The sequence below is a fragment of the Cupriavidus cauae genome, from assembly GCF_008632125.1.
Lineage (GTDB): Bacteria > Pseudomonadota > Gammaproteobacteria > Burkholderiales > Burkholderiaceae > Cupriavidus > Cupriavidus cauae.
This window is the reverse complement of sequence record NZ_VWRN01000017.1, coordinates 55017-81987: the sequence shown is the minus strand read 5'-3', so window position 1 is coordinate 81987 and position 26971 is coordinate 55017. Positions and strand designations below refer to the sequence as shown.

23 protein-coding genes and 1 pseudogene are annotated in these 26971 nt (G+C 67.8%); 18 read left to right on the top strand and 6 right to left on the bottom strand.

Translation table 11 applies throughout. The features are described from left to right. Positions 1–73 precede the first annotated feature (73 nt). Both F1599_RS05115 and F1599_RS05110 read left to right on the top strand, forming a co-directional pair. Positions 74–964, top strand: a complete 891-nt coding sequence (locus tag F1599_RS05115) for a LysR family transcriptional regulator (protein ID WP_150082393.1) — start codon at positions 74–76, stop codon at positions 962–964. A 240-nt stretch (positions 965–1204) separates the two neighbouring features. Continuing rightward, entirely contained in the window at positions 1205–1579 is a 375-nt protein-coding gene (locus F1599_RS05110) for a hypothetical protein (RefSeq protein ID WP_149319945.1), read from the top strand. Here the strand turns inward: F1599_RS05110 and F1599_RS05105 are convergent. Next, positions 1551–3644 carry a TonB-dependent receptor gene (locus F1599_RS05105; RefSeq protein WP_150082392.1) on the bottom strand — a complete coding sequence of 698 codons (2094 nt, stop codon included), beginning with the start codon at positions 3642–3644 and terminating at the stop codon, positions 1551–1553. The genes F1599_RS05110 and F1599_RS05105 overlap by 29 nt on opposite strands. A 492-nt stretch (positions 3645–4136) precedes the next feature. On the opposite strand from F1599_RS05105, the gene F1599_RS05100 reads away from it, so the two are divergent. Beyond that, the gene (locus F1599_RS05100; RefSeq protein WP_149319947.1) at positions 4137–4715 is read left to right on the top strand and encodes a DUF2062 domain-containing protein; all 579 of its coding nucleotides are present in this window, start codon (positions 4137–4139) and stop codon (positions 4713–4715) included. A 76-nt stretch (positions 4716–4791) separates the two neighbouring features. On the opposite strand, the gene F1599_RS05095 is transcribed toward F1599_RS05100, so the two are convergent. Continuing rightward, positions 4792–5616, bottom strand: coding sequence for an HpcH/HpaI aldolase family protein (locus F1599_RS05095; protein WP_150082391.1), 825 nt, complete (start codon positions 5614–5616; stop codon positions 4792–4794). Between the two features lie 273 nt (positions 5617–5889). Between F1599_RS05095 and F1599_RS05090 the strand changes: the two genes are divergently transcribed. Continuing rightward, a complete protein-coding gene (locus tag F1599_RS05090) occupies positions 5890–6075 on the top strand; it encodes a hypothetical protein (protein WP_006575737.1) in 186 nt (61 codons plus the stop codon). A gap of 378 nt (positions 6076–6453) precedes the next feature. Here F1599_RS05090 and F1599_RS05085 read toward each other — a convergent pair. The 4 genes and pseudogenes from F1599_RS05085 to F1599_RS05070 all read right to left on the bottom strand — a co-directional run. After that, a pseudogene (locus tag F1599_RS05085) lies at positions 6454–6732 on the bottom strand (2Fe-2S iron-sulfur cluster-binding protein); the annotation flags it as partial. A gap of 69 nt (positions 6733–6801) precedes the next feature. Then, complete coding sequence (locus tag F1599_RS05080) at positions 6802–7095, bottom strand: ferredoxin (protein WP_150082390.1); 294 nt, start codon at positions 7093–7095, stop codon at positions 6802–6804. Positions 7096–7120: 25 nt separating this feature from the next. After that, positions 7121–7489: a 2Fe-2S iron-sulfur cluster-binding protein gene (locus F1599_RS05075; protein ID WP_149319950.1), complete on the bottom strand. Its 369-nt coding sequence runs from the start codon at positions 7487–7489 to the stop codon at positions 7121–7123. A 111-nt stretch (positions 7490–7600) separates the two neighbouring features. After that, positions 7601–9139, bottom strand: a complete 1539-nt coding sequence (locus F1599_RS05070; protein WP_149319951.1) for a hypothetical protein — start codon at positions 9137–9139, stop codon at positions 7601–7603. 345 nt (positions 9140–9484) lie between these two features. Here F1599_RS05070 and F1599_RS05065 point away from each other — a divergent pair, with 345 nt between their 5' ends. From F1599_RS05065 to F1599_RS05000, 14 genes are all read left to right on the top strand, one after another. Continuing rightward, on the top strand, positions 9485–10282 hold the full coding sequence (locus F1599_RS05065) for a sulfite exporter TauE/SafE family protein (RefSeq protein WP_150082389.1): 798 nt from the start codon (positions 9485–9487) through the stop codon (positions 10280–10282). Between the two features lie 149 nt (positions 10283–10431). Next, entirely contained in the window at positions 10432–11382 is a 951-nt protein-coding gene (locus F1599_RS05060; protein WP_150082388.1) for an ornithine cyclodeaminase family protein, read from the top strand. Between the two features lie 184 nt (positions 11383–11566). After that, positions 11567–12298 carry a TenA family transcriptional regulator gene (locus tag F1599_RS05055; RefSeq protein ID WP_149319954.1) on the top strand — a complete coding sequence of 244 codons (732 nt, stop codon included), beginning with the start codon at positions 11567–11569 and terminating at the stop codon, positions 12296–12298. Positions 12299–12370: 72 nt separating this feature from the next. Then, complete coding sequence (locus tag F1599_RS05050; RefSeq protein ID WP_150082442.1) at positions 12371–13816, top strand: aldehyde dehydrogenase family protein; 1446 nt, start codon at positions 12371–12373, stop codon at positions 13814–13816. 69 nt (positions 13817–13885) lie between these two features. Beyond that, positions 13886–14365: a GlcG/HbpS family heme-binding protein gene (locus F1599_RS05045; protein WP_006575728.1), complete on the top strand. Its 480-nt coding sequence runs from the start codon at positions 13886–13888 to the stop codon at positions 14363–14365. A 100-nt stretch (positions 14366–14465) separates the two neighbouring features. Continuing rightward, on the top strand, positions 14466–15467 hold the full coding sequence (locus tag F1599_RS05040) for a 2Fe-2S iron-sulfur cluster-binding protein (RefSeq protein ID WP_150082387.1): 1002 nt from the start codon (positions 14466–14468) through the stop codon (positions 15465–15467). Positions 15468–15654: 187 nt separating this feature from the next. Next, complete coding sequence (locus tag F1599_RS05035; RefSeq protein ID WP_150082386.1) at positions 15655–16359, top strand: GntR family transcriptional regulator; 705 nt, start codon at positions 15655–15657, stop codon at positions 16357–16359. Between the two features lie 317 nt (positions 16360–16676). Beyond that, positions 16677–16868: a hypothetical protein gene (locus tag F1599_RS05030; protein WP_149319957.1), complete on the top strand. Its 192-nt coding sequence runs from the start codon at positions 16677–16679 to the stop codon at positions 16866–16868. Between the two features lie 641 nt (positions 16869–17509). Beyond that, complete coding sequence (locus tag F1599_RS05025; protein WP_190286313.1) at positions 17510–18940, top strand: amidase; 1431 nt, start codon at positions 17510–17512, stop codon at positions 18938–18940. 167 nt (positions 18941–19107) lie between these two features. Beyond that, on the top strand, positions 19108–20442 hold the full coding sequence (locus tag F1599_RS05020; RefSeq protein ID WP_150082385.1) for an MFS transporter: 1335 nt from the start codon (positions 19108–19110) through the stop codon (positions 20440–20442). A gap of 474 nt (positions 20443–20916) precedes the next feature. Further along, positions 20917–21234, top strand: coding sequence for a cobalt-zinc-cadmium resistance protein (locus F1599_RS05015; RefSeq protein WP_223819470.1), 318 nt, complete (start codon positions 20917–20919; stop codon positions 21232–21234). A 154-nt stretch (positions 21235–21388) separates the two neighbouring features. Then, positions 21389–22678 (top strand): TolC family protein, encoded by a 1290-nt coding sequence (locus F1599_RS05010; protein ID WP_149319960.1) that lies wholly within the window; start codon positions 21389–21391, stop codon positions 22676–22678. 2 nt (positions 22679–22680) lie between these two features. Then, entirely contained in the window at positions 22681–23841 is a 1161-nt protein-coding gene (locus F1599_RS05005; protein WP_150082384.1) for an efflux RND transporter periplasmic adaptor subunit, read from the top strand. 5 nt (positions 23842–23846) lie between these two features. Beyond that, positions 23847–26966 carry an efflux RND transporter permease subunit gene (locus F1599_RS05000; protein ID WP_149319962.1) on the top strand — a complete coding sequence of 1040 codons (3120 nt, stop codon included), beginning with the start codon at positions 23847–23849 and terminating at the stop codon, positions 26964–26966. Positions 26967–26971: the final 5 nt, after the last annotated feature.

Below are 26971 nucleotides of genomic sequence, written 5' to 3'. Positions count from 1 at the left end.
GAAGACGCGGGACATCACTACAATGCTGCATTGGAAATAAAGCCATAACCGACTGGAATGCGAGGGAAGCGGCATGGAGACACGCGATCTGGAGTACGTGCTGGAGGTGGCTGCTCACGGCGGCATCGGGCGCGCCGCCGAGGCGCTTGGCATGAGCCAGCCGGCGCTGACCAAGGCGGTGCAGCGGGTCGAAGTGCAGATCGGCCTGCCGCTGTTCGAGCGCACCGCGCTGGGCATGCGGCCGACGCAGGCAGGCGCGGCATTTATCGACCGGGCCCGGCGCATCCGGCTCGAATACGAGGATGCGCTGGCCGAGATGCGCGGCATCCGCACCGGCGAACAGGGCGTGCTGCGGCTCGGCTATTCGCCGTCGATTCCAAACCCGGTGGTGCTGGACGCCTGCCGCCAGCTGATGCAGGAGCGGCCCGTCGCGCGGCTGCGGCTGACGCGGCGGATGGCGCGCGACCTGATGGATCCACTGCTGGCCGGCGAACTGGACCTGGCCATCGCGCCGGTGCCGCGGCAGCGGACCGAGGCGTTCGTGGTCCACGACCTGTTCGACGACACGCTGGCGGTGGTCGCCGACGAGTCGCACCCGCTGCACGGCAAGCGCGGCCTGCGGCTCGCCGATCTGGTCGACCAGGAATGGCTGCTGCCCGGTGCGCATATCGTGCTGCGCCAGCAGCTGGAGGCCGCCTTCCAGCAGCGCGGCCTGCCACCGCCGAATCTGCGCGTCGAATCGGATTTCGGCAGCGCCTCGCTGTTCTATCTGATGCGGGGCACGCGGATGCTCAGCATTGCCGGCGCGCAGATGGCCAGGCCGCTGGCGGGTTTTCGTGCGTTGCGGTTGAGCAGCGAAGAACTCGATCTGCGCCGGCGGGTCGGCGTGATCGCGCGGGCCAGCGCTTATTTGTCGCCGCTGGCGCAGCGGATGGTGGCGATCCTGCAGGCGCAGGTGAAATAACGATTGCAATACCGATTGCAATACCGACTGCAATAACGATGGCGAAAACGAATGCCGGTATGACGAATACAACAGATTACGTGATTTAAAAAACTTTCATATCGGCGGCCCCTTACCTGTTGTATTTGTATTGGGCAAAACGGGTTTCCCAAAAATATAAAGGGGTCGGCGCGAGCCAGCGCCAATGCCGATACGATGAAACTTTCTCTCTTCCTGCTGGGAGCAGGAACCCTGGCCGCGATGCTGATGGGCGCCGCCCAGGTAAAGGACACGCTGACGAATGCGCCGATCGCGGCCCTGGCGCCCGGTTTTCACGCCGACGGCGATCATTTCGGCGGCCGGCCTTGCGCCGCGCCATGCGCCGATCTGTTCCAGGGCTATGCATGGGCGCTGATGCACGACGTGCGCCACGCCAGGTCGTGTGAAGCAGTACAGCCGGCCTTTCGGGCCGGCTGCATGCAGTACGTCGACGATCTGATCGTGCGGCGCGGCGCGCGAGCGATGGCGCAGCGCCAAGCCGATGCCGAACCCGCGGGCGAGGCTGCGCAACCGATCGGCCCCACGCCAACGCTGGTTCGGCCGATTGCTACATCCGGTACCGCAGCGTCGCCATGACGCTGCGCGGCGCGCCCGGCAGGTTCAGGTTCGCGTTGGAACCGTGCGCGGACACGATATAGCCCTTGTCGAACAGGTTGTACAGGTTCAGCTGCAGCTCGACGGGGCCGCGCCGGTACCACGCCATCATGTCGGCGGTGACATAGCCGGGCAGCGTGACCGTGTTCTGCGGATCGGCCATGCGCGCGCCGATCAGGTTCAGGCCGCCGCCGATGCCGAAGCCGTGGCCCAGCTCCTTGGTAACCCAGAAATTGCCGCTATGCCGCGGCGTCAGCGTGGCGCGCTTGCCTTCCAGTGCGCTGCTCGAGCGCGTCACCCGCGCATCGAGATAGGCGTAGCCGGCCAATACCTTCCAGCCCTGGCCCAGGTCGCCGGCGAACGTCAGCTCGGCACCGTCGGTGCGCTGTTCGCCGATCGGCATCAGCGCGGTATTGGTGGCATTGGCGACCTTGATATTGGTGCGCTCCAGCCGGAAGACCGACACCGTGGTGCTGGCGCGCCCATCGAAGAAATCGTATTTGGCGCCGATTTCGGTATTGCTGGTCTTTTCCGGTTCCAGTTCGGCGTTATTGGCCGCCAGCGAGAATGTCTCGCCGGAAGGCTGGAATGAACGGCTCCACGACAGGTAGTAAGACTGCGTCTTCGACGGCTGCCACACCAGGCCCGCGCGCGGGCTCCAGGCATTGTCGGTACGCGACAGGCCGCGCTGGTTCGGGCGGCGGTCGACGGTCTCCTGCTCGAAGCGGTCGTAGCGCACGCCGACCAGCGCCTTCCACTGTTCACTGAGCGTGATCATGTCCTGGGTGTAGAGGCCCAGGGTCTTGAAGGTGCCGCGGTTGGTGGTGCCCGGCGTGCCGCCGATCAGCCGCGGCAGCGTCGGCAGCACCGGATTGAACAGGTCGACGGTGGCGACGTTGTTGCGCGAATAGTTGACCAGATCCTTGTTCTGCTGGCCCACCTCGACGCCGTACAGCAGCTCGTGCTTCATGCCGAACAGCGTGGCCTTCTGCGTCAGGTCGGTCTGGTTGAACCAGCCATGCTCCTCGCGATAGACGTTGGAGCGGTTCAGCGACACGGTGCGGCGCGCCGCGTTGACGGTGCCCGGCAGCGTGTTGTTGCGGTCCAGCGAATAGTTGTAATAGCGCGTCGCGTTGCGGATCGACCATTGGTCGTTGAAGCGATGCGTCAGCGTGGCGGTGCCCGAGTACACCCGCGATCGGCTGTAGTCCACGTCGCGTGCATTGGCCGCGCCGTAGTAGGTGGACGCCGGCACCTCGACCGGCCGGCCATTGAAGGCCGGAATGCCGAAGTCGGTCACGCGGCGGTCTTCGAGGTAGTCGGCCTGCAGCAGCAGCTTGGTGTCCGGCGCGAGCTTCAGGTCCAGCGACGGCGCGATCGCGGTGCGGTCCAGAAACTGCTGCGAGCGGTAGCTGTCGGCGCGTTGCACCGCGCCGGTGATGCGAAACGCCGCCGCGCCGTCGCCGAACACCCGCCCGACGTCGACCTCGCCGCGCCGGTCGGCCCACGAGCCGTAGCTCAGGCTCAGGTCGGTGATATCCAGCCCGGGCTTCTTGGTGACCCGGTTGATCAGCCCGCCCGACGAACCGCGGCCGTACAGCACCGCGGCCGGTCCCTTGATCACCTCGATCCGCTCGACGTTCGACAGGTCCCGGAAATACAGCGCGTCGTCCCGGATGCCGTCGACGAACTGATCGGCGATCGCGGTAAAGCCGCGGATCGTGACCTGGTCGCGCTGTCCGTCCCCATGCGAGAAGCCCACCCCTGGCACGTTCTTCAGCGTGTCCTGGATCGAGGTCGCGTGCTGGTCGCGCATGACCTCGGCCGTCACCACGTTCACCGTCTGCGGGACGTCCCGCAGCGGGACATCCATCTTGGTGGCGCTGACCGTATCGGGCGGGTTGTAGCCCTCGCCCAGCTCGCGGTTCGCGCTGGCCTTGACGGTGACCTCCGGCAACGTCTCGGCGCCCTGGGCGCGGACAGCCGCGGGTGAGAGAACGGACGCCGCCAGCAGGGCAGCGGTAATAGGGTGACGCTTGGCTCGCATTTTGTAATGAACTGTAATATTTTTAAGGGAATGCGAATTATTATCATTTCGTCATATGTGGTCAACTGCCTAATCACCCGTTCGTGGGGTGCCGCCAACGGTGTTCCAGGTGGAGTGCTGCTTGAGTAACGTGCCCAAAGACGGGCGGAAAGATGCGGCGAGGGAGAAGGCGAGAAGGCGAGAGGGCGAGAGGGCGAGAGGGCGAGAGGGCGAGAAGGCGAGAAGGCGAGAAGGCGAGAAGGGGACAATTTCCGGTACATTCCCCGCGCTCCGCCGGAGAATTCGCGCCAGATGGCATCGGAGACGCGCCGCGGGGGTATGCTTGCACGGTGGTCAGCCGTCCCCAGCCGTCCCTCCTTACCCATGCCTCCGCTTCGCAACCGCCGCCGATCCGCCTCCTCCCCTCATCCGCGCAGTCCCTCGCCGTTCCGCCATTTCCGCCGATTCCTTCCCGATCCCGAACGGCTGCAACAGCATCGATGGCTGCGCTGGATGGGACCGATCCTGCAGCACCCCCGCCTATGGCATGTCAGCCGCCGCGGTATCGCATTGGGCGTGGCGCTGGGGCTGTTTTTCGGCCTGCTGCTGCCCATCGCGCAAATTCCGATGAGTGCCGGCGTGGCCGTGGCCCTGCGCGCCAATGTGCCGGCCGCGGTGGCCAGCACCTTCGTCAGCAATCCGTTGACCTTCGGCCCGATCTATTACGCCGCCTGGCGGTTGGGCAGCGCGGTGCTGGGAGAAAGCGGCGAGCCGCCGGCGCCGGAGACGCTGGCGGCTGTCGCGGAACCGGGGGCGATCGTCAATCTCGTTCCGGGTGGCGCCGACCCGGCCGCGCAGCCCGCCCAGGTGGAAGAGGAGAGCTGGTGGACGCAGACGCGTCGCCGCCTGCTGGGCGTCGGCAAACCGCTGCTGCTCGGTCTCGCACTGATGGCGAGCGTGACCAGCGTGTTGTTCTATTTCGGCGTGTCGTGGGTGTGGGCGCTGCGAACGCGCCTGATCCGGCGCCGCCGCGTCAGGGCGGCGCGCGCGCAGGACAAGCTCGACGGCCGGGGGCCAGCCGACAGGCACTGAAGCCGGCGCGCGTCGATTCCCCGATTCGTCGATTGGCCGGCTGGCGGATACCGTCCCAGGATGGAGCGGCTGCCCCTCAATAGCCGCTAGTGGATGCCGGGCTCGCTGGCACTTGGCCCGGCGCCCGGAAGCGCGCGGCGGTGCCGTCCAGGCCGTCGCGCAGCAGCACCGTATCGAGCGCCACCGCGACGAACTGCGCGCCCAGATCGAGGCATTGGCGCGCGCGGGCCTCGTCGACCATCAGAATGCCCGGAGCCTTGCCGCAGGCCCGAATGCGGCGGATGGCGTCGTCGATCGCCTGGTTGACAGCGGGGTGGCGCGCCTGGCCCGGGTAGCCCAGGCTCGCAGACAGATCCGCCGGGCCGATGAAGATGCCGTCAATGCCGTCGATTGCGGCGATGGCCTCGATCTGGGCCAGCGCCTCGGCGGTTTCCACCTGCACCAGCAGGCACAGCTCCTCCGCCGCGCGGGCCGCATAGTCGGTGGTGCGGCCGAAGTTCGAGGCGCGAGTCGAGCCGCCCATGCCGCGAATGCCCTCGGGCGCATAGCGGATCGCCCGTACCGCCGCCTCGGCCTCCTGCGCGTTCTGCACGAAGGGCAGCAGCAGCGTCTGCGCGCCGATGTCGAGGTAACGCTTGATCAGCACGGGGTCGTTCCATGCCGGCCGCACGACCGCATGGGTCGGCGGCGATCCCGGCGCGGGCTGCGCGGCGGCGACCGCCTGCAGCTGGCTCAGCATCAGCGGCACGTCGGTGGGCGTGTGCTCGGTGTCCAACAGCACCCAGTCGTAACCGGCGCCGCCGATCAGCTCGGAAACGAAGGGCGACGGAATGGTGGACCAGACGCCGATCTGGGACTGGCCGGCGCGCAGCGCCTTCTTGAAATGATTGATGGGCAGCATGCTGTCTCCGGTGATGACGTTTTCGCAATCATTCCATGGCTGGCGCGCGGATACTCATTCGTACCTCTACGGAGCCGGCATCGAGGGCCGGATATCGCGAAATATGTTGCTTCCAGCACAAATTGGGCCCTGTCGGCCCGATGTGACCTTCCCGCTCTCGCTTTAGGTGTTGCTTTCCGGCATACGCATTTCTACCTAATGTTGCAATGCGTCAATCCTTTGCCTACAATTCGGGAAAACCCCATAAGGGTTATCCCTGAAAGGAAGGACGCCATGAACACCCAATCCGATATCAAGCTGACCGACCAACTCGAACGCGACCTGATCGAGCGTGAACTCGACGCTCCGCGCCTGGGCTTCGCCTACGACGTCAAGCGTGCCATCGCCGCCGTGCAAGGCGTGCTGGCTCGCCTGCAGTCGGACGCACGCAAGGCCAAGATCGTCTTCGCGAACGGCTAAGCAGCCGGCTCGACCCCTGCATCGCGACGGTCCCCCGCCGTCGCGCGGCGGTCCGTCCGCGGTTGGCCTCTGGTCAACCCGCGGCCACCTCTGGCGAGCCCGCAGCTCGCCCGGAGCTAGCCCGGAGCTAGCCCGCAGTTAGCCAGCCGCCAAGGTCAGCCAATAGAAAACCGGCCCGGTATCGGCCTCGCAGCCACGCGCTGCGGGACCGATACCGGGCCGGTTTTTTTGCGTCGCGGCTCAGCCCGCGCTGCTTTCCGGTTCTTTCGTGTCCCCGGAAGCGGAAGCGGCGGCGGGCGCAGGAGCAGTGCGAGCGGTCGCAGCAGCGGAAGAGGCCGGATTCGGCGCAGGCCGGCCCGCCGCCGCGGTGGCGCGCGGCTGCCACGACACGCTGATGTCGCCGTTGACGAAGGTCTGGCAGGCAAGCCGGTGGCCGCTGGCCAGTTCCTGCTCGGTCAGCAGCTTCTTCTCCTTGGCCTTGACCTCGTCGGTGTGTTCGAGGCCGCTGTCGATGTGGCATTTGCAGGTCCCGCAAAGGCCGCCGCCGCACTTGAACGGAATGCCGCCCTGTTCGCGCAGCGAGACGCGCAGCAGGTTGCTGTTGGGCGGGGCGGTGGCGGTCTTGCCGTTGTTGCTGACGAAGGTGATCTGGATCATGGCAATGCGCTGCTATCAGGTATCGGGCGTGTTCAGGATTCGAATGGCGACCGGCGATTCGAATGCAATTCAAATGGCGACCAGCGCCAGCTCCATGCTGCCGAACGAGGCGAGCCGGCGCAGTTCCTCGCGCGCCGCTTCGACGGTGGCGTACTTGTCCAGGAACTTGGTCGGGACATGGTTGACGATGCCGGGCGGCGTTTCCTCGACCACGCGGACCTTGGTCTCGCGGTCGAGCTGGGCGATGACGAAGCGCACGGTGGGTTTGCCGTAGAAGCGGTACTCGTAGCGTTCCACCGGCGTGATGCCGTCGACGGGCTCCGTGCGGAACTGGCCGGGGCGGCTGGTCAGGATGATGTACATGGCGTCGAAGTCGGGAACAGCGCCATCAGGTCGGCGACGAGCAGGCCTTGGCGCCGGCCGGCACGCGGCCCGCGGCGGCCGCGGATTCCTCGGCCGGCGACAGTTCGTCCTGCGCCAGCTCGATGTCGTGCTCGATCCAGAGCTGGCAGATCAGCCGGTAGCCCTGTTCGAGCCGCTCGCCCAGCTGCTTTTTCTCTTTCCAGTTCGGCGGCGGCAGGTGCTCTGCGCCCGCCAGCACGCGGCAGGCGCATTTCGAGCACTTGCCCATGCCGCACTCGTAGCGCAGGTTCGGATAGGGAAACTGCCGGATCCCGGCGCGCACGACGAGGTTGGTGCGGGGCGCGACCTCGTCGCTGTGGAGCTGGCCGTGCCGGTGAAGAAGAACCTTGGGCATGATGTTGTCCTGCTTGTTGCTGTCTACGTGTCTGTCAATCTACGAATGCCGCTATCCACGGATGCCCGTCCACAGACGGCTCGCCGATGGCAGGGCATGGCGGCGGCCAGGTCAGGACCACAGCAGCATCGCCGCCACGGTCGAGCACGCCAGCCCGATCACCACCGGGATCAGCAGCGCCCGCACCGCGTCGAGCACCGGCACCCGGGCGAAGCCGGCCACCGCGATCAGCGAGGACCAGGCGATCAGCGTGCCGCCGCCGGTCCAGACCGCACCCATCTGGCCGACCGCCGCCAGCGTGGCCGGATCGAAGCCCACCACCGGGCCCAGCGCGCCGGCCAGCGTGCCGGTCAGCGGCAGGCCCGCGAAGCCGGAGCCGTCGATGCCGGTGATCATGCCGACCAGCAGCACACCGAACGCGACGAGCATGTGGTTGTCGGGAATCAGGTGCTGGTACGACTGGATCAGCTCGAACAGCAGGCTGGGCGCCTTGCCCGGCGGCAGGCCGAGGATGTGCGCCGCGGTCTCGCCGGCGCCGACGAAGAAGAAGCCCGCGATTGGCAGCACCGATCCCATCGCCTTGAAGGCGAATACGAAGCCGTCCGTGATGTGCTCGGGGCAGACGTCCAGCATCCGGCGCGGGCCTTCGGCGGCCAGCGTGGCCAGCATCATCAGCACCGCGGCCACGCCGCCGACCAGGGCAGCGGCCTCGCCGCCCTTCAGGTCCTGCACGCCGGTGCCCAGCTTGGGCAGCACCATCACGGTGACCACGGCGAGGAAGGCGATCGGCGTCACGATGGCGAAGCACTTCGACCATTTGATCCGCTTGCGCTCGACCATCGACAGGCTGGCCTCGATATTGGATTCGGTGGCCAGCGGCTCTTCATGCGCGGTGGCGCGGGCGATCTCCGCCTTGTCGAAGGTGCCGCCGCCATCGACGCCCAGCGTCGTGCCGCTGGCGCGCTGTTGCCAGCGGTCCAGCAGCGTGCCGCTGGCGGGAACGATGTGCTTGCGCATCGACAGATAGGCCAGGCACAGCGCGATCGCGCCGGTGATGATCGACAGGGTCAGCGCGCGGTCCGCGACCACGGCGGCGCTGACCGCGGCGCCGGCCGCCTTGGCGCTGATGCCGGGGGCGACGCCGATCACATAGTCGGAGGACAGCGCCATGCCCTGGCCGGCGATCGCGATCGCCATCGCGCCCGCCAGCGGCGGCAGCCCGGCCGCGATCGCCGCCGGCAGCAGGATGGCGGACACCAGCGGCACCGCGGGCGTCGGCCAGAAGAACAGCGAGATCACATAGGTCACGCCGGCGAGGATGAAGAAGGCGCTGTGCCCGTTCTTCATCACCACGCGGAAGGGCTCGACCATGCGGATATCCGAGCGCAGCGTCTTCAGCGCATTGAGCAGCGCGGTCATGAAGGCGATGACCAGGAAGATATTGAACAGCTCCTTGGCGGCCACCAGGCTCGCCGAGAACACGCCCGCCAGCGCGGACACCGGGCTGCCGGTCAGCGCGAACACGACCAGCGCGGTCCCCACGATGGAGGGCACGACGACATTGGCGCGCAGGATCATCGTCAGCACGATGACCGCGACCCCCATGAGATATATCCAGTGCGCGGCACCGATCACGACTTCGTGTTGCATGAAAGCTCCGTGGGGCGAGAGGTGGTTCGTGTAGCTCGACCGTCCTTCGGGTGGGGGTCTGAACGGTATACTATATTCCGTATGGCGGTGTCGCCAAGCGAAATCGTATACGGATATACGCTGATACCGGAGTGGGGTGCGGCGCCGGGAAGCCGCACCAGAACTGGGAAAGATGCGGACAAGGGAACACCGTTGCGGTGCGGCGCGCGGCGAACCGGGTTGCGTTTTGCCTGCGCCGGTATGTAGACTGTATACCAACATGCGCTGCTCAGGTATTCCACCGCTGTGCAGCCCACGCGACGCCCGCATCGCGGCCGCCTGTCCTGTTCCAACCGCCGCTTCGTCATGACCACCACGTTGCCCGCGCTGATTGCGAGTCTGTTGCCGACGCTGTCGCCGGCCACGTCGTTGCTGCCGGCCGTGCCGTTGTCCGAGTACGGCTGGATGGGCGTGACGATCTTTGCCGGTGCCTGCCTGCAGGGCGTCGGCGGCATCGGCTTCGCGATGCTGGCGGCGCCGCTGGCCGCGATGTTCTTTCCGCAACTGGTGCCGGGGCCGCTGCTGACGATGGGTGGTTGCCTGTCGCTGCTGGCCGCGCTGCGCGAGCGCGAGGCGATCGCCTGGCGGCTGACGGGAACGGCGCTGCTCGGCCGCACGATCGGCGGGCTGATCGGCGTGCTGGCCATTGCGTGGCTGCGGCCGCAGTGGCTGGCGGTGGTGTTCTCGCTGTCGATCCTGGTGGCGGTCGTGCTCAGCGCCCTTGGCTGGCGCGTGCGGCCCTCTGCCGGCAATCTCGCCATCGCCGGCACCGCGTCGGGCTTCATGGCGACGTTGACGTCGGCTGGCGCGCCGCCCTTTGCCATCGTGATGCAGCACATGAGTCCGGCCGCAATGCGCGCCACCGTGGGCTGCATCCTCGGTGGCGGCGCCGTGTTGTCGCTGGCGATGCTGGCGGGCGCGGGGCGCTTCGGCATCGTGGACCTGACGCTGAGCGCGCTGCTTGCGCCGTTCCTGCTCGCCGGCTTTGCAGTATCCAGCCGACTGAAGGCGCGTGTCTCGGCCGTCGCCGTGCGCCGGCTGCTGCTGGCGTTGTGCGCGGCCGGCGCGATCGCCGTGCTGGTGCGGCTGGCGCTGCAGGGTTGAGCCGCGGGACCGCTCCGACTCCGACTCCGACTCCGACTCCGACTCCGACTCCGACTCCGACTCCGACTCCGACTCCGACTCCGACTCCGACTTCGATTCCGACTCCGACTTCATTCCAACTTCATCCATCCACCATCGCAGGAGACCCGATGCAGCACATCACAGACGAAATGGTCGATTGCCACGTCGCACCGGAGGACGTGCAACGCATCATGCTCGAAGCGTTCCGCAGCTTCGGGCAGGGCAGCGCCGCCATGCAGCAGCGCATCCGCACCGAGGCCGGCGGCGTCAAGCTGTCGACGCTGGGCGCGGTGATCCCGGAGCAGGGCGTGGCCGGCGCCAAGGTCTACACCACCATCGAGGGGCAGTTTTCCTTCGTGATCCTGCTGTTCTCGACCGAGGACGGGCGGCCGCTGGCCTCGTTCGATGCGGGGGCTATCACGCGGTTGCGCACCGCCGCCTGCACGGTGGTCGCGGCGCGCCATCTGGCGCGGCCCGACGCGCGCACGCTGGCGCTGTTCGGTGCCGGCACGCAGGGCACGGCCCACGCGAGGCAGCTGAGCGCCGCGCTGCCGCTTGAGCGCATCCTGCTGTGCGATCCGTATGCGCCGGCCGATATGGCCGGGCGCCTGAGCCAGAGCTGCGGCATCCCGGTGATCCAGGTGAGCGCGACCGAGGCCGAGGCCGCTGTTCGCGAGGCCGACATCGTCGTGACGGCCTCGCGCTCGACCACGCCGCTGTTTTCCGGCGAGGCGATCAAGCCCGGGGCCTTCGTGGCGGCCATCGGTTCCAGCCTGCCGCATACGCGCGAACTGGACGACGTGGCGCTGTCGCGCGCCTCGGCGGTGGTCGTCGAGTGGAAGCCGCAGTCCACGCGCGAAGCCGGCGACATCGTAATGGCGGGGCAGGGCGTGCTGCCCGAATCGAAGCTGATCGAGCTGGCCGACGTCGTGCTGGGCCGCGCGCAGCCGCGGCGGGGCGAGGACGACATCGTCATCTACAAGTCCGTCGGCGTCGGCCTGGAGGATGTGGCGCTGGCCGGCCTGGCCTGGCGGCGCCTGCAGGCCGCCGCGCAAACCGGCGCCACGACCGCGGCCTGACGCCGGCTGCCCGCGCTGCCTTCGCTTCCCCACGCACGGCCACCACCGAACCAAGGTAAACCCCGATGAATAAACCTCCGCAGGACCTTGTCCGCCCAGCCTAAGTGTATATAGTATACAAACATCGAGCGAACGACCCGCCCGACCCAACCCATTCCGAACGTCAGCCAACAAGGAGCCCCACATGGCCGAACTGATGAACCGAGAAGAATTCCGAGCCGCCCTGGAAGAAGCGATCAAGGGCAAAAGCGCCAACCAGGCGCCGTTCAGCAAGGCCTGGGCCACCGGCAAGCTCAGCCGTGCCCACCTCGCCCGCTGGGCCGAGAACCACTATCACTATGTCGGGCCGTTCGCCGACTACCTGGGCTACATCTACGCCCGCATGCCGGATCGGTATACCGAGGCCAAGGATTTCCTGCTGGCCAATATGTATGAAGAGGAAATCGGCGGCGATCGCCACACCGATCTGCTGATCCGCTTCGCCGAGGCCTGCGGCACCACGCGCGAGCGCGTGATTGATCCGGACAACATGTCGCCCACCACGCGCGGCCTGCAGGCCTGGTGCTATTCGGTGGCGATGCGCGAGGACCCGATCGTCGCGGTGGCCGGCCTGGTGGTCGGGCTGGAGTCGCAGGTGCCGTCGATCTACCGCAAGCAGACGCCGACGCTGCGCGAGAAGTACCAGTTCACCGACGAGGAGGTCGAGTTCTTCGACCTGCATATCGTCTCGGACGAGATCCACGGCGAACGCGGCTACCAGATTGTGCTCGAGCATGCCGATACGCCCGAGCTGCAGCAGCGCTGCCTGAAGATCTGCGAGATCGGCGCACAGATGCGGCTGCTCTATACGACCGCGCTGTACTACGACTATGTCGCGCACGAGCTGCCGCTGCCCGAGCTCGAACTGGCGGCCTGATCGCCCGGTCCGCGCACGGCGCCTTCGCGGCGCCGCGCTTCTTCCCCTAACCGCCTGATGAGCGCCGCACAGATGGAACCGTTCTACAACTACATCGATGGCGAATGGACCGCGTGCCAGTCCGGCCGAACCTTCGACAACATCAATCCCGCCGATACGCATGACGTGGTGGGCCGCTTCCAGGCGTCCGCCGCCGAAGATGGCCAGGCCGCGGTGGCCGCTGCCGCCGCCGCCTTCGACGGCTGGAAGAACACGCCGATCGGCCGCCGCGCGGCCATCCTGAACCGCGCCGCGCAACAGCTCGAAGCCAATGCCGACAGCATCGCGCGGGAACTCACGCGCGAGGAAGGCAAGGCGCTGAGCCTCGCGCGCGACGAGGTCCTGCGCTCGGCGCAGACGCTGCGCTTCTATGCCGTCGAGGGCCAGACCTTCACCGGCGAATCGTTCCCCAACGACGATGGCGACATGCTCGTCTACACGCAGCGCGAGCCGCTGGGCGTGGCGACGGTGATCTCGCCGTGGAATTTCCCGATCTCGATCCCGGCGCGCAAGATCGCGCCGGCGCTGATCACCGGCAATACGGTGGTGTTCAAGCCGTCGTCCGATGCGCCGCTGAGCGGCTATCGGCTGGCCGAGGCGCTGATCGACGCGGGCCTGCCCAAGGGCGTGCTGAACTTCATCACCGGCAGCGCCGCCGACGTGGGCGCCGCGATCACGCAGGCACTCGCGGTGCGCGCGATCTCGTTCACCGGCTCGACCCGTGCCGGCGAGCAGATCCATCGCTCGGTGCCGCTGACCACGCGCACGCAGATGGAGCTGGGTGGCAAGAATCCGCTGCTGGTGATGGAGGATGCCGACCTCGACCAGGCCGTCGAACTGACGATCAAGGGCGGCTTCTCGCTGAGCGGCCAGGCCTGTACCGGTACCAGCCGCGTGCTGGTCGCCGAGTCCGTGCGCGAGGCCTATACCGAGAAGCTGCTGGCCCGCGTCAAGACGCTGAAGATCGGCAGCGGCCTGACGCCAGGCATGGACCTCGGTCCGCTGGCCACGCGCAACCAGCTCGACAACGTGCTGCGCTATATCGACATCGGCAAGTCCGAGGCGACGCTGCTGTGCGGCGGCGAGCGGCTGAGCGGCCCGGAGTACGACAACGGCTTTTATGTGTCGCCGGCCGTCTTCACCGATGTCACGCAGCAGATGCGCATCGCGCAAGAGGAAATCTTCGGGCCGGTGATCGCGATCATCGCATTCAGCGACTACGCCGATGCGATCGCCAAGGCCAACGACACCGAGTACGGCCTGGCCGCGGCGATCGTCACGCGCAATCCGCGCTACATGCACCGCTTCGCGGCCGACATCGAGGCCGGCACGGTGAAGATCAACCGCACCACCACCGGCAATCTCGTCAACGCGCCGTTCGGCGGGCTCAAGCGCTCGAGTACCTCGACCTTCCGCGAGTCCGGCCGCACCGGCCTCGAGTTCTATACCCAGATCAAGACCGTCTACCGCGGCTTGTAAGCACCGCGGCATTGCAGCGCCGCGTTGCAGCGCCGCACTGCCACGCCGCATCGACCAGGAGAACATCGCATGAAACAAGCCATCAAGCTCGAACTGCGCGAAGCGCGCCATATGGTGGCCGCGGCCATCGCCAAGTCCGAGGAGATCGGCGTGCTCGAGTCCATCTGCGTGGTGGACGAGGGCGGCTATCCGCTGGTGCTGGAGCGGATGGACGGCGCCCGCATCACCGGGCCGCAGATCGCGTGGAACAAGGCCTTTACCGCCGCCGGCCACAAGCGCTCGACCCACCTGTTCACGACGCCGCCGAACGGGCCCGCGCTGCCGGGCAACGAGGCCTTCGGCATCCAGTGGAGCTTCGAGGGCAAGTTCGCTGCCTTCGTCGGCGGCTTTCCGATCGTCGTCAACGAGCAGGTGATCGGCGGCATCGGCCTGAGCGGCGGCAACGGCGAGCAGGACACGCAGGCCGGCCTCGCCGCGCTGCAGGCGCTGCAGGAACTGCTGGCACCGCAGGACCTGAAGGTGGTGGTGCAGGCCGACATCAAGCGCTGAACCTAGCGCTGAGCCAGGCGCTGAGCCAGGCGCTGAGCCAGGCGCTGAACGGCGCGCTGAACGCGCGCCGCCTCTTTCAACCGGCTATTCGGAACGCATCATGTCTCACCGCATCCAGATCCTCGAAACGCAGCAGGCCTTCTTCGTCGAGCGCGGCGAAACGCTGCTGCAGGCCGCGCTCAAGGCCGGCATCGCGCTGCCGCACGATTGCCAGCTGGGCGGCTGCGGTACCTGCCGGCTGAAGCTGGTCGAGGGCGAGGTCCGCTACGAGGAGGAGCCGATGGGGCTGGCGCCCGACGAGGCGGCCGCGGGCTATGCGCTGGCCTGCCAGGCACAGCCGGTTGGCGATCTCGTGATCAGCACCGCGCGCGAGGACGAGGCCTGCGCCGAGCCGATGCGGCATCGCGCGCGGATCGAGGCGGTTCGGCCGCTGACGCCCACCGTGCTGCAGGTCCGGCTGCAAGTGCCCGATCTCGAGGCGGCGCTGGACTATCGTCCCGGCCAGTACCTGAAGCTGATTGCGGCAGAGGGGCAGGCCCGCAGTTTCTCGATGGCGTCGGTGCCGCAGGGCGGCAGCATCGAACTGCATGTCCGCCGCATTCCGGGCGGCGCGGTCACCGACCGCATCCTGCCCGGCCTGGCGCCGGGCGATGCGGTCGAGGTCGAGCTGCCGCACGGCAACTTCTTCTATCGCGCCCGCGACTACCGCCCGCTGCTGATGGTGGCGACCGGCACCGGCATCGCGCCGATCAAGGCGATCCTCGAATCGCTGATGGACGATCCCGATTGCCCGCCGGTCTCCCTGTATTGGGGGATGCGGGAGGAGGGCGATCTGTATCTGCACGAGCAGATCGAGGGCTGGGCCGAGCGCCTGTACGACTTCCGCTATGTTCCGGTGCTGTCGCGCGGCGGCGCCGGCTGGCAGGGCCGGCGCGGCTATGTGCACCACGCCGCGGTCGACGATCTCGGCGATCTGTCCGAGCATGCGATCTATCTGTGCGGCTCGCCGGACATGATCCGCGACGCGCGCCAGGCCTTCCTGGATCGCGGCGCGAGCACCGAGCACATCTACGCCGACAGTTTCACGTTCCAGCGGGACTGAGAAGGCCGGCGATCGTCAAGAGCGGCGACCGCGCCGCTTCGCTCGGTAGCTGGTATACAATAACGCCAGCCTTTGGTGCGGGCCTTGCACCAGCCGGTGTCACCGGCCGGTGCCGTCCGCGGCGCCACCAAACCGCGCCACGGTCCCGCCAAATCGCGCTGTCCAATCCGATCGCCTCGCATCCGCCATGTCCCTCCGCCCCTCCGTTTCCGCCGCGCCCGATCAGGAAGTCGTGAGCCTGGGCGCCAGCCATTCGCCGCTGTTCGCGCTGGTCACCGACAAGCTGCGCGAGCGCATCCTGAAGGGCGACTACGCGCCCGGCGAACGGCTGGTCGAGAACAAGCTGTCGGCGGAGCTGGGCGTGTCCCGCATCCCGGTGCGCGAGGCGCTGCGGGCGCTGGCGAGCGAAGGGCTGGTGCTGATCGAACCGCGCCGCGGCGCCTCGGTGGCGAAGCTGTCGCCGGATATCGTCCGCGAGATGGTCGAGGTGCGCGCCACGCTGGAGGGGCTGAATGCCAAGCTGGCCGCCCAGCGGCGCGATCCGGGACTGATCGCCGAACTCGAGGCGGTATTGCAGCAGGGCATGGAGGCGGCGGCGCAGGGCAAGGCGGACGAACTGCTGACACTGAACTCGCGCTTCCACGAGGTGCTCGGCAATATCGCCGCCAACAGCGTGCTGCAGGAAATGATGCGCTCGCTGCGTGAGCGCACCGCCGTGCTGTTCGGGCCCGCCAACACGGTGCGTGCCCGGCAGAACTGGGACGAGCACGCGCAGATCCTGCAGGCGGTCATCGCCGGCGATGCGGATCTGGCGGCCCTGCTGGCGGCGCGGCATGTCTACAGCGCGGCCAAGGCGGCCGAGCTGCCGGTGGGCGAGCAGCACGCTGCTTGAGCCTGGGCGCGAACGCCTGACGGCTGACGGCTGACGGCTGACGCCTGACGCCTGACGCCTCACGCCTCACGCCTCACGCCTCACGCCTGCCACCGGGGCAAGTGCTCCGGTCCTTCTCCTTCCCTTCGGTTTTCTCTGTCGCGCCGCACCACGGTAGCGGCGCCGCATGCGCTCGTCCGCGGCTGCTTGCGGTCCGCTGTAGATGGGGACGGCATCGCGTGCACGCACGGCTTCGGGGCGTGCCGCCGCACCGCCATGGCGCAATGCACAAAATTTGTGTATACTGTCAACCGTTGTAAACGCAATAGAGAAAGACCATGACTTACCGCGACACCACCGCCCGGGCGTCGTACCTGGACACCCCGGTCGGCCAGCAACTGCTGCGCCACTACGCATCCCGCGATGCCGTCCGCCATGCCACGCCGCTGATCCCGCTGCGGGCGGCCGATGTGCTGCGCTTCGTGCAGTGCCTGTTCGGCCGCGCGGGCTGCGGGCATCGCCCGGCATAAGCGCCAACGTACCGGCAAAGCGCTGCTGGCAGCGCCCGAACCGCCCTCCGGGGCGGTTTTTCTTTTCCTTCTCCTGATTCGGCTCTGCTGACCCGCCCCGCCGACTCCGCCCTCCTGGCGCCGCTCTGCCGACGCCGCTCTCCGACGCCGCTCTCCGACGCCGCTCTGCCGACGCCGCTCTGCCGACGCCGCTCTCCGACGCCGCTCTCCCGACGCCGCTCTCCCGACGCCGCTCTCCTGACGCCGCTCTCCCGACGCCAAGCATTCGTCCGGGAGCGATTCCATCTCTCGGCCAACGCGGCGCACCGCATGGTGGCCCACGTCCCGCTGGGCCGATTCTTGCGTAAAGCGCATCCGCGACGCCGCCCGCGCCTGGGGCGCACCGGCGGTGCGAGGGTTTCCGCCAATGCCGGGGAACCTTGGTGCGCCCTAAACTATTGCATATAGTATACCGACGCAGCACAAACCCAGGACTCCAGCAGAGAGGCCGGGTGCTGCCGTCAGGGTCGCGGCAATAACAACAGGCAACAACAAGAACAGGAGCCGACGTGAGCCTGCCAACGTCCCCGTCCATTCCCGCCCCCGCCGGCGTTCCACCGCGCCCTAAGACGGCAACCGCCGGACCTGACGCGCGCTGTCGCCTGCTGTGGCAAGCCGTCGACGACCTCGCCGAAGGCCGCACCAGCGCCGAGCAGCTGCTCGATCTGTGCCACGCCGCCTGGGCCGAACGCAATCCGCTGTTGAACGCCATCGTGCTGGCCGATTTCGATGCCGCGCGCGAGCAGGCGCGGGCCAGCGATGCGCGCCGGCGCCAAGACAGGGCGCTGGGGCCGCTCGATGGCGTGCCCTTCTCCATCAAGGAATCGTTCGACGTGGCCGGCTGGCCGACCACCTGCGGCAATCCGGCGCTGCGCGAGCATGTCGCCCGTCGCGACGCCACCGTGGTGCAGCGGCTGCGTGAGGCGGGGGCCGTGCTGATCGGCAAGACCAATGTGCCGCTCGGCCTGCGCGACTGGCAGAGCTACAACGCGGTCTACGGCACCACGCGCAATCCGCACGACCCGTCGCGCACGCCGGGCGGTTCGTCGGGCGGCAGCGCGGCGGCGGTCTGCGCCGGCATGAGCCTGTTCGACATCGGCTCGGACATCGGTTCATCCTTGCGCAATCCCGCGCATTACTGCGGCGTGTTCTCGCACAAGAGCAGCCACGGCATCGTGCCGCTGAGCGGCCATGGCATCGGCGCGGCCTCGTTCGGCATCCAGGACATCAACGTGGCCGGGCCGATCGCCCGCAGCGCGCGCGATCTCGAACTGGTGCTGCAGGCCATCGCCGGTCCCGAAGGCGCCGATGCGGTGGCCTATCGCCTGGCCCTGCCGCCGTGCCGGCCCGATACGCTGGCGCAATTTCGCGTGGCGGTGCTGCCGTCGCACCCGCAGGCCGAGGCCGACCGTGAAGTCAGCGACTGCATCGAAGGGCTGGGCCGCTGGCTTGAAGGGCAGGGCGCCAGTGTCGCCTGGCATGTGCGTCCGTCATTCGAGGCCGAAGAGCTGTGGCGCGTCTACGTGCTGCTGCTGCGCGCGACCACCTCGGTCCATATGCCGGACGGCGCGTTTGCCGAGGCGCTGGACCAGGCCGCGGCCGCATCTCCGGACGATGCGCGTTACGCCGTGCTCCAGCATGCCGGCGCCACGCTGCGCCACCGGGACTGGCTGCTGTTGCAACACGCGCGCGAGCGCTTCGCCCTGGCCTGGCAACGTTTCTTCGACGACTACGACGTGCTGCTGTGCCCGGCGGCGGCCACGACCGCCTTCGAGCTGGACGAGGCCGGCGAGCCGTGGCAGCGCCATCTGAACGTCAACGGCAAGCCGCAGCCGATGACGACGCAGCTGTTCTGGGCCGGCCATTCGGGCCTGTGCGGGCTGCCATCGACCGTCGCGCCGATCGGCCCCGGCAGCAGCGGCCTGCCGGTCGGCGTGCAGATCGTCGCCGGACGCTACCGCGATCTGACCTCGCTGCGCTTCGCCAGTCTTCTGGAGGCGGCGGGCTTCGGCTTCCGGCCTCCGCCCGGCTGAGGACGCACGAGGCAACGGACGAGGACGCACGACGCAACGGCCGAGGACGCGGGGCAACGCGCCACGCCACTCGCCCGGCATCCCACCCCACCGAATTCGCACGCCACGCGGCCAACCACGCGGCAACACGCCGCCACGATGCCCCACACTGACAAGGAGCGACGATCATGCTGGACTGGTTCAAAGAGCTATCGCGGATGGAGCGCAAGGGTTTCTACGGCGCCTTCCTCGGTCATGCGGTCGACGTGTTCGACTTCATGATCTATTCCTTCCTGATCTCGACGCTGCTGACGCAGTGGCAGATGAGCAAGTCGACCGCCGGGGCGATCGTCACGTGGACGCTGGTGTCGTCGCTGATCGGCGCGATCGGCGCCGGCATGCTGGCCGACCGCTATGGCCGCGTGCGCGTATTGCGCTGGACCATCGTGGTGTTCACCGTCGCCTGCTTCCTGTGCGGGCTGGCCAATTCGCCCGAGCAGCTGATGCTGTTCCGCATGATCCAGGGCATCGGCTTTGGCGGCGAGTCGTCGCTGTGCATGGTGCTGGTGACCGAGATGATTCGAAATCCCGCGCACCGCGGCAAATACTCCGGCTTTACGGCGAGCAGCTATTCGTTCGGCTGGGGCGCGGCGGCGCTGGCCTATGGCCTGACCTTCAGCCTGTTTCCGGCCGAGACGGCCTGGCGCGTCTGTTTCTTCCTCGGCATCGTGCCGGCGCTGGTGGTGTTCTATCTGCGCCGCAACCTCGACGAGCCCGAGGTCTTCGTCAAGACGCGCGCCGAGCGCGCCGCGCAACGCGGCTCGGCGTGGCATGAACTGAGCCGCCTGGTGCGGCGGCCGCTGCTGCGCAAGACCGTGCTGTGCAGCCTGCTGTCGGGCGGCATGCTCGGCGCCTACTACGCGATCGCGACCTGGCTGCCGACCTTCCTGAAGACCGAGCGCGGCTTGTCGGTGTTCGGCACCAGCTCCTATCTGGCGGTGACCATCCTCGGTTCGCTGGTCGGCTACGTGGCGGGCGCCTATGCGACCGACCGCCTGGGACGGCGGCCGACCTATGTGCTGTTCGCCGCCGGCGCGTTTGCGATGGCGCTGATCTATATGGTGATCCCCGTTTCCAACCTGTCGATGCTGTTCCTCGGTTTTCCGCTGGGCGTGCTGATGCAGGGCGTGTTCTCCGGTATCGGCGCGACCATCTCGGAGTCGTATCCGAACGATATCCGCGCGACCGGTTACGGCGTCTCGTACAACCTCGGGCGGGTGATCGGCTCCTTCTTTCCGCTGTCGGTCGGCTGGCTCAGCTCGGGCCGGACCTCGCTGCCGCTGGCCATCGCCATCGTCGCCGGGGCCGGGTATGCGCTGGTCGTGTTCGCGGCGCTGATGCTGCCGGAAACCACCGGCATGGACCTGGACAAGGCGGGTGGCGATGAAGCCGACCGCGAGGAGACGGCGCCGGGCAAGGTCGGGCTGGCACCCGCGCCGGGTGTCGGCGGGACCGTGGCCTGACCGGCCGAACTGGCGAAAGCCGGGGGAGCAGGCGGGGCAGAGGCCGGGCGCAAGTCGGGCGCGGACCGGGCGCCGATCGGGCGCCGATCGGGCGCGGTGGGGCGCAATCGGGCGGCAAATCGGGCGGCAAATCCGGCGGCAAATCGGTCGGAACGGGCGGGGCGGAACACCCCGCCCGATATCCAGATCGTCACGTTTTCGGGAACAACCTAGGGCTAACCCTGTCCATGCGATTGCATTCGGTTACAATGCCGCTCTTGCGTCTTATTACGCAGGGCACCAGCCGTCATATTCCTGGCGTCGTGCGCTTGCCTGCATACCGACGCCAACTTCCCCTTGATGCGAGCCTTACTGCCCTTTCTGATCGCGTGCTGCCTGTTCCTGCTCTCCTTTGGAGCGCAGGCCGGCACGCGTCTGGACGCGGCGGCGGGGCTCGGTCCCGGCCAGATGCGGGTCGGACCGCTGGTTTGCAGCATGGCGGCGGTTGCCGCCGTGGCCGCCCGCACGCTCTCCAGCGATGAGGACGGCAGCCGCATCGTCGCCCCCGGCGACGACGGCATCCATGCCGACGACGTCGTCGAATCCGCGCCCTCGCCAGGCTACTGCAATATCTGGTCGGCCGATCTGCTCGATCCGCCCGACGTGCTCGACGAAATCGAGGAATCCAGCGCGCTGTTCGCCCTGCCGACGGCGCCGCTCGAACTGCCTTCCGGCGATGTCTCTCCGCCTCGCCACGGTCGCGCGCCGCCACTGCCCGCGGCGCTGTTCAAGCCCCCCATCCTCACTGCCTGATCGCTGACGCGCCGGTCCAGTCCCGTATCGGACCGGCCGCGCCTCCTATCTGCGTGTCTTGCTCGCGGCCTTCGCCGCCGTGGGCCGTGTGCTTGTCGCGGTAACGCCGTCCGCGCGAAGCCGGCATGCAGTGGTCCGGCTTTTTCTCGTTGCCATGAAGATCTCTACGCTTACCCTGATAGCGTCGCTTTCGCTTGGGGTGTCGTCGGCCTTTGCCGCCGATGCCTTCTCGCTGGAGCAACTGCTTTCCCTGTCCCAGAACTCGAACAAGGGCGTGGTCGCCGCGCATGCCGGCGTGGACGCCGCCAGCGCCGCCGTCACCAGCGCGGGCGCCTATCCGAATCCCCAGGTCGAAATGATGTACGGCCGCCTGCGCGGCCGGCAGGCCGGCGTCGCCGAGGGAAACGCGCCCAGCTTCTCGATCACGCAGCGCCTCGACTACCCCCAGCAGCGCAGCCTGCGCCGCTCGATCGCCGAGCGCAATCTCGACGCGACTGAAGCCGGTCTGCAGGCCTTCTACGCCGACCTCGCCGGCCGGGTCAAAACCGGCTACTACGGCGTGCTGCGCCGCGAGAGCGAACTGGCGGCGGCACGGGAAGACCTGGCGATGATGAAGCAGGTCCATTCGCGGGCGCGCCTGCGGGTCGAGGTCGGCGAGGCGCCGCGCTATGAGCTGATCCGTGCCGAGACCGAGTTGCTGGCCGCGCAGAAGTCGCTGCAGAGCGCCGAATACCGCGTCGACCAGGCCAAGGCGGCGCTGCGCCAGCAGGTCGGCGGCGCGCTGCCGCCGAAGTTCGCGCTGGCGGGCAGCCTGGGCCAGCTTCCGAGCGTGCCCGATCTGGCCGTGATGCGCGAGCGGCTGAACACGGCCAACGCCGAACTGGTCCAGCGCCGCATGGAGCTGGAGCGCGCCAATCTGGCGGTCGACTACCAGCGCTCGCTGCGGCTGCCGGAGCTGGCGGTGCGCGCCAGCACCACCCGCGAACCCGACAACAGCGTCTCGCAGGTCGGCCTGGTGCTGACCATTCCGCTGTGGGACCGTCGCAAGGGGCCGGTGGGCGAGGCGGTCGCGCAGGCCACGCAGGCGCGCAATGCCTACGAGCTGCGCGAATTCGAACTGGGCCAGGAGCTCGAGTCGGCGTACCGCCAGCTGGAAATCACGCAGGCCCAGGTCACCGCGCTGGAGTCCGGCATCGTGCGCGAGGCCGAGAACGCGCTGCAGGTCGCGCAGGCGGCCTACCGCTACGGCGAGCGCGGCATCCTCGAGGTCATCGATGCCCAGCGCACGCTGCGCAACGCGCGCAACGAACTGATCGCCGCGCAATACGACCAGCAGATGGCCGTGATCCAGATCGAACGCCTGCTGTCGATGGCGCCCGGCATGACGCCGCCGGGCATGGCCCCGACCGCCGCGACCTTCTCCACCGAATCGAAACAAGACTGACCATGCGCCCCTTTTCCCTCCGTACCCTGGCGGTGGCTGCCGCCATGATGTTGACGCTCGCGGCCTGTTCCGAGGAGCCGCCGCCCGCGGCCGAGGCACCCAAGCTGCCGCCCGGGGTAGTCAAGCCCGAGCCGTCGCTGCAGCAGCAGCTGAAGATCGCGCCGGTGACCACCAGCCCGTTCAGCGAGATGCTGCACGTGGCCGGCCGCATCGACTTTGACGAGCAGCGCGTCGCGCGCATCGGCGCGTCCGTGACCGGGCGCGTGACCGACCTCTACGCGATGCCCGGCCAGGAAGTGAAGGCCGGCCAGGTGCTGGCGCGCCTGCACAGCAGCGAGCTGGGCGCCGCGCAGATGTCGTATCTGAAGGCGCTGGCGCAAACGCAACTGCAGGCGCAGAACGCCGAGCGCGCGCGCCAGCTGTTCGCCGCCGACGTGATCGGCCGCGGCGAGCTGCAGCGCCGCGAGAGCGAATATGCGATCGCCAACGCCGAGATGCATGCCTATCGCGACCAGCTGCGCGTGCTCGGCATGTCCAAGGCGGCCATCGCCGAGCTGTCCAAGGGCGGCAGCATCAATTCGTATTCGCCGGTGTACTCCAGCATCAGCGGCACCGTGGTCGAGCGCAAGGTCGCGCAGGGGCAGGTGGTGCAGCCCGCCGATTCGCTGTACACGGTGGCCGACCTGTCGCGCGTCTGGGTCGTCGCCGAGGTGCCCGAGCAGCAGGCCGCGCTGGTGGCCGAGGGGCAGACCGTCGAGATCGACGTGCCGTCGCTGGGGGCCGGCACGGGCCGCAGCCGCATCGCCGGCAAGCTGATCTATGTGGGCCGCACCGTCAATCCCGAGTCGCGCACGGTGCTGGTTCGCACAGAACTGGACAATCGCGAGGGTCGCCTGAAGCCCGCGATGCTGGCCAGCATGGTGATCGCCAGCCGGCCGACCGAGCGGCTGGTGGTGCCCGGCTCGGCCGTGGTGCGCGATGGCAACGAGGAGCAGGTCTACGTCGAGCAGGGCGAAGGCCTGTATCGCGCCGTGCCGGTCAAGCTCGGTGCCGAGAGCGACGGCATGCGCGTGGTGCAGAGCGGCGTCAAGGCTGGCGACCGCATCGTGGTCAATGGCGCGTTCCATCTGGATAACGAGCGCAAACGCCTCGAGCAAGGTTGACCACGATGATCCAATCCCTAGTCCAAGCTGCCATCAACCAGCGGCTCGTGGTCTGCGTGATCGCGGTCGTGCTGTTCTTCTTCGGGTTGCGCGCCGCCGGCAAGCTGTCGGTCGACGCCTTCCCCGATGTCACCAACGTGCAGGTGCAGATCGCCACCGAAGCGGCGGGCCGCTCGCCGGAAGAGGTCGAGCGCTTCGTCACCGTGCCGATCGAGATCGCGATGACCGGCCTGCCCGGGCTGGTCGAGATGCGCTCGCTGAACAAGGCGGGCCTGTCGCTGATCACGCTGGTGTTTACCGATGCCACCGACGTCTATTTCGCGCGCCAGCTCGTGATGGAGCGGCTGATCGAGGTCGGCGGGCGCATGCCGGAAGGCGTCTCGCCGGTGCTCGGCCCGGTCTCCACCGGCCTTGGCGAGGTCTACCAGTACACGCTGGACCGCGCCGACGACGGCGATCGCGAACTGACGCAGGAGGAGCTGTCCGAACGCCGCATCGTGCAGGACTGGGTCGTGCGTCCGCTGCTGCGTTCGATTCCGGGCGTGGCCGAGATCAACTCCCAGGGCGGCTACGTCAAGCAGTACCAGGCGCTGATCAACCCGGATCGCATGCGCCACTACGGCATCTCCGTGCAGCAGGTGTACCAGGCGCTCGCGCAGAACAACGCCAACTCCGGCGGCGGCGTGCTGCCGCACTATGCCGAGCAGTACCTGATCCGCGGCGTGGGCCTGGCGCAGGGCGTCGAGGACCTGAAGAGCATCGTGCTCAAGGAGGTCAACGGCACGCCGGTCTATCTGCGCGACGTGGCCGAGGTCACCATCGGCCATGAAGTGCGGCAGGGCGCGCTGATCAAGAACGGCCAGACCGAGGCGGTCGGCGGCATCGTGATGATGATGCGCGGCGGCAACGCCAAGGAAGTCGTCAGCCGCGTCAAGCAGCGCGTCGCCGAGATCAACGAGCGCGGCATGCTGCCCGGCAAGTTGCAGATCGTGCCGTACTACGACCGCAGCGAACTGGTCGATGCCGCGTTGTGGACGGTGACCAAGGTGCTGCTCGAAGGCGTGGTGCTGGTGGTGATCGTGCTGTTCCTGTTCCTCGGCGACCTGCGCTCGTCCGTCATCGTGCTGGCCACGCTGGTGCTGACGCCGCTGCTGACCTTCATGGTGATGAACCAGGTCGGGTTGTCGGCGAACCTGATGTCGCTGGGCGGTCTGGCGATCGCCATCGGCTTGATGGTCGACGGCTCCGTGGTGGTGGTCGAGAACGCGTTCGAGCGATTGGGGCGCAAGGATGAACTGAGGCTGACCAAGACCGAGGTGCTGGTCAAGGCGGTGCAGGAAGTGGCGACGCCCGTGATCGTCGGCGTCGGCATCATTATCCTGGTGTTCCTGCCGCTGATGACGCTGACCGGCACCGAGGGCAAGATGTTTGCGCCGCTGGCCTTCACCATCGCGATCGCGCTGGCGATCTCGCTGGTGCTGTCGCTGACGCTGTCGCCGGTGCTGTCGTCGTACCTGCTCAAGGGCGGTGCGGAGCACGACACCAAGGTGATCGCCTTCCTGAAGCGCCACTATCTGCGGATGCTGGGCTGGGCGATGGCGAACAGCCGCAAGACCGTGGTCGCCGCCGTGGTCGCGTTCCTGGCCACGCTGGCGATCGTGCCGCTGCTCGGTTCGTCGTTCATGCCGGAGATGAAGGAAGGCTCGATCGTTCCGGCGATCGACCGCGTGCCCAACATCTCGCTGGAGGAATCGATCAAGCTCGAGAAGGAGGCCAACAAGCTGGTGCTCAGCGTGCCGGGCGTCAAGTCGGTGGTGTCCGGCGTCGGCCGCGGCGAGAGCCCGGCGGACCCGCAGAGCCAGAACGAGTCCACCCCGATCGCCAGCCTGAAGGACCGCGACGAGTGGCCCGACGGCTGGACCCAGGACGACATCGCCGAACAGATCCGGCAGAAGCTGCGGGCGATCCCCGGCGTGCAGATCGTGATGGCGCAGCCGATTTCCGACCGGATCGACGAGATGGTCAGCGGCGTGCGTTCGGATATCGCGGTCAAGATCTTCGGCGACGACCTCGGCAAGCTGCGCGAGCTGGCCGGCGAGGTGGCGCGCGTGGCGGGCGGCATCCAGGGTTCGCAGGACATCCGCATCGAGCGCATCACCGGTCAGCAGTACCTGTCGATCGAGATCGACCGCCAGGCGATCGCGCGTTATGGGCTCAATGTCTCGGACATCCACGACATCATCGAGATCTCGATCGGCGGCAAGCGCGCCACCGACATCTTCGAGGGCGAGCGCCGCTTCAGCGCCGCGGTCCGCCTGCCGGAGCGCTTCCGTCATGATGTCCAGTCGATCCGCCAGCTGCTGGTGACCACGCCGGACGGCATCCAGGTGCCGCTGCAGAGCGTCGCCAAGATCGAGGTCAGCGACGGCCCGGCGCAGATCAGCCGCGAAATGGCCAAGCGCCGCGTGGTGGTGATGATCAACGTCAAGGACCGCGACCTCGGCGGCTTCGTCGCCGAACTGCAGCAGGCGGCAGACAGCAAGGTCAAGCTGCCCGAAGGCTATTACTTCGAGTGGGGCGGCCAGTTCCAGAACATGGAACGCGCGATGGGCCACCTGAAGATCATCGTGCCGATCACGATCGCCGCGATCTTCTTCCTGCTGTTCCTGCTGTTCAACTCGCTGCGCTTCGCCACGCTGATCATCACCGTGCTGCCGTTCGCATCGATCGGCGGCATCATCGGCCTGTTCGTCACCGGCGAATACCTGTCGGTGCCGGCATCGGTGGGCTTCATCGCGCTGTGGGGCATCGCGGTGCTCAACGGCGTGGTGCTGGTGTCCTATATCCGCGGGCTGCGCGACAGCGGTCTGGATCTGGACACCGCGGTGCGGCAGGGCGCCGCCCAGCGCTTCCGCCCGGTGATGATGACGGCGACCATCGCGCTGCTGGGCCTGGTGCCGTTCCTGTTCTCGACGGGGCCGGGCTCCGAGGTGCAGCGCCCGCTGGCGGTGGTGGTGATCGGCGGCCTGATCACGTCGACGCTGCTGACGCTGGTGATGGTGCCCACGCTCTATCGCTGGTTCGACGACCACAAGCCGAATCCGGCGACGGACGAGCCGGTGTAATCGAA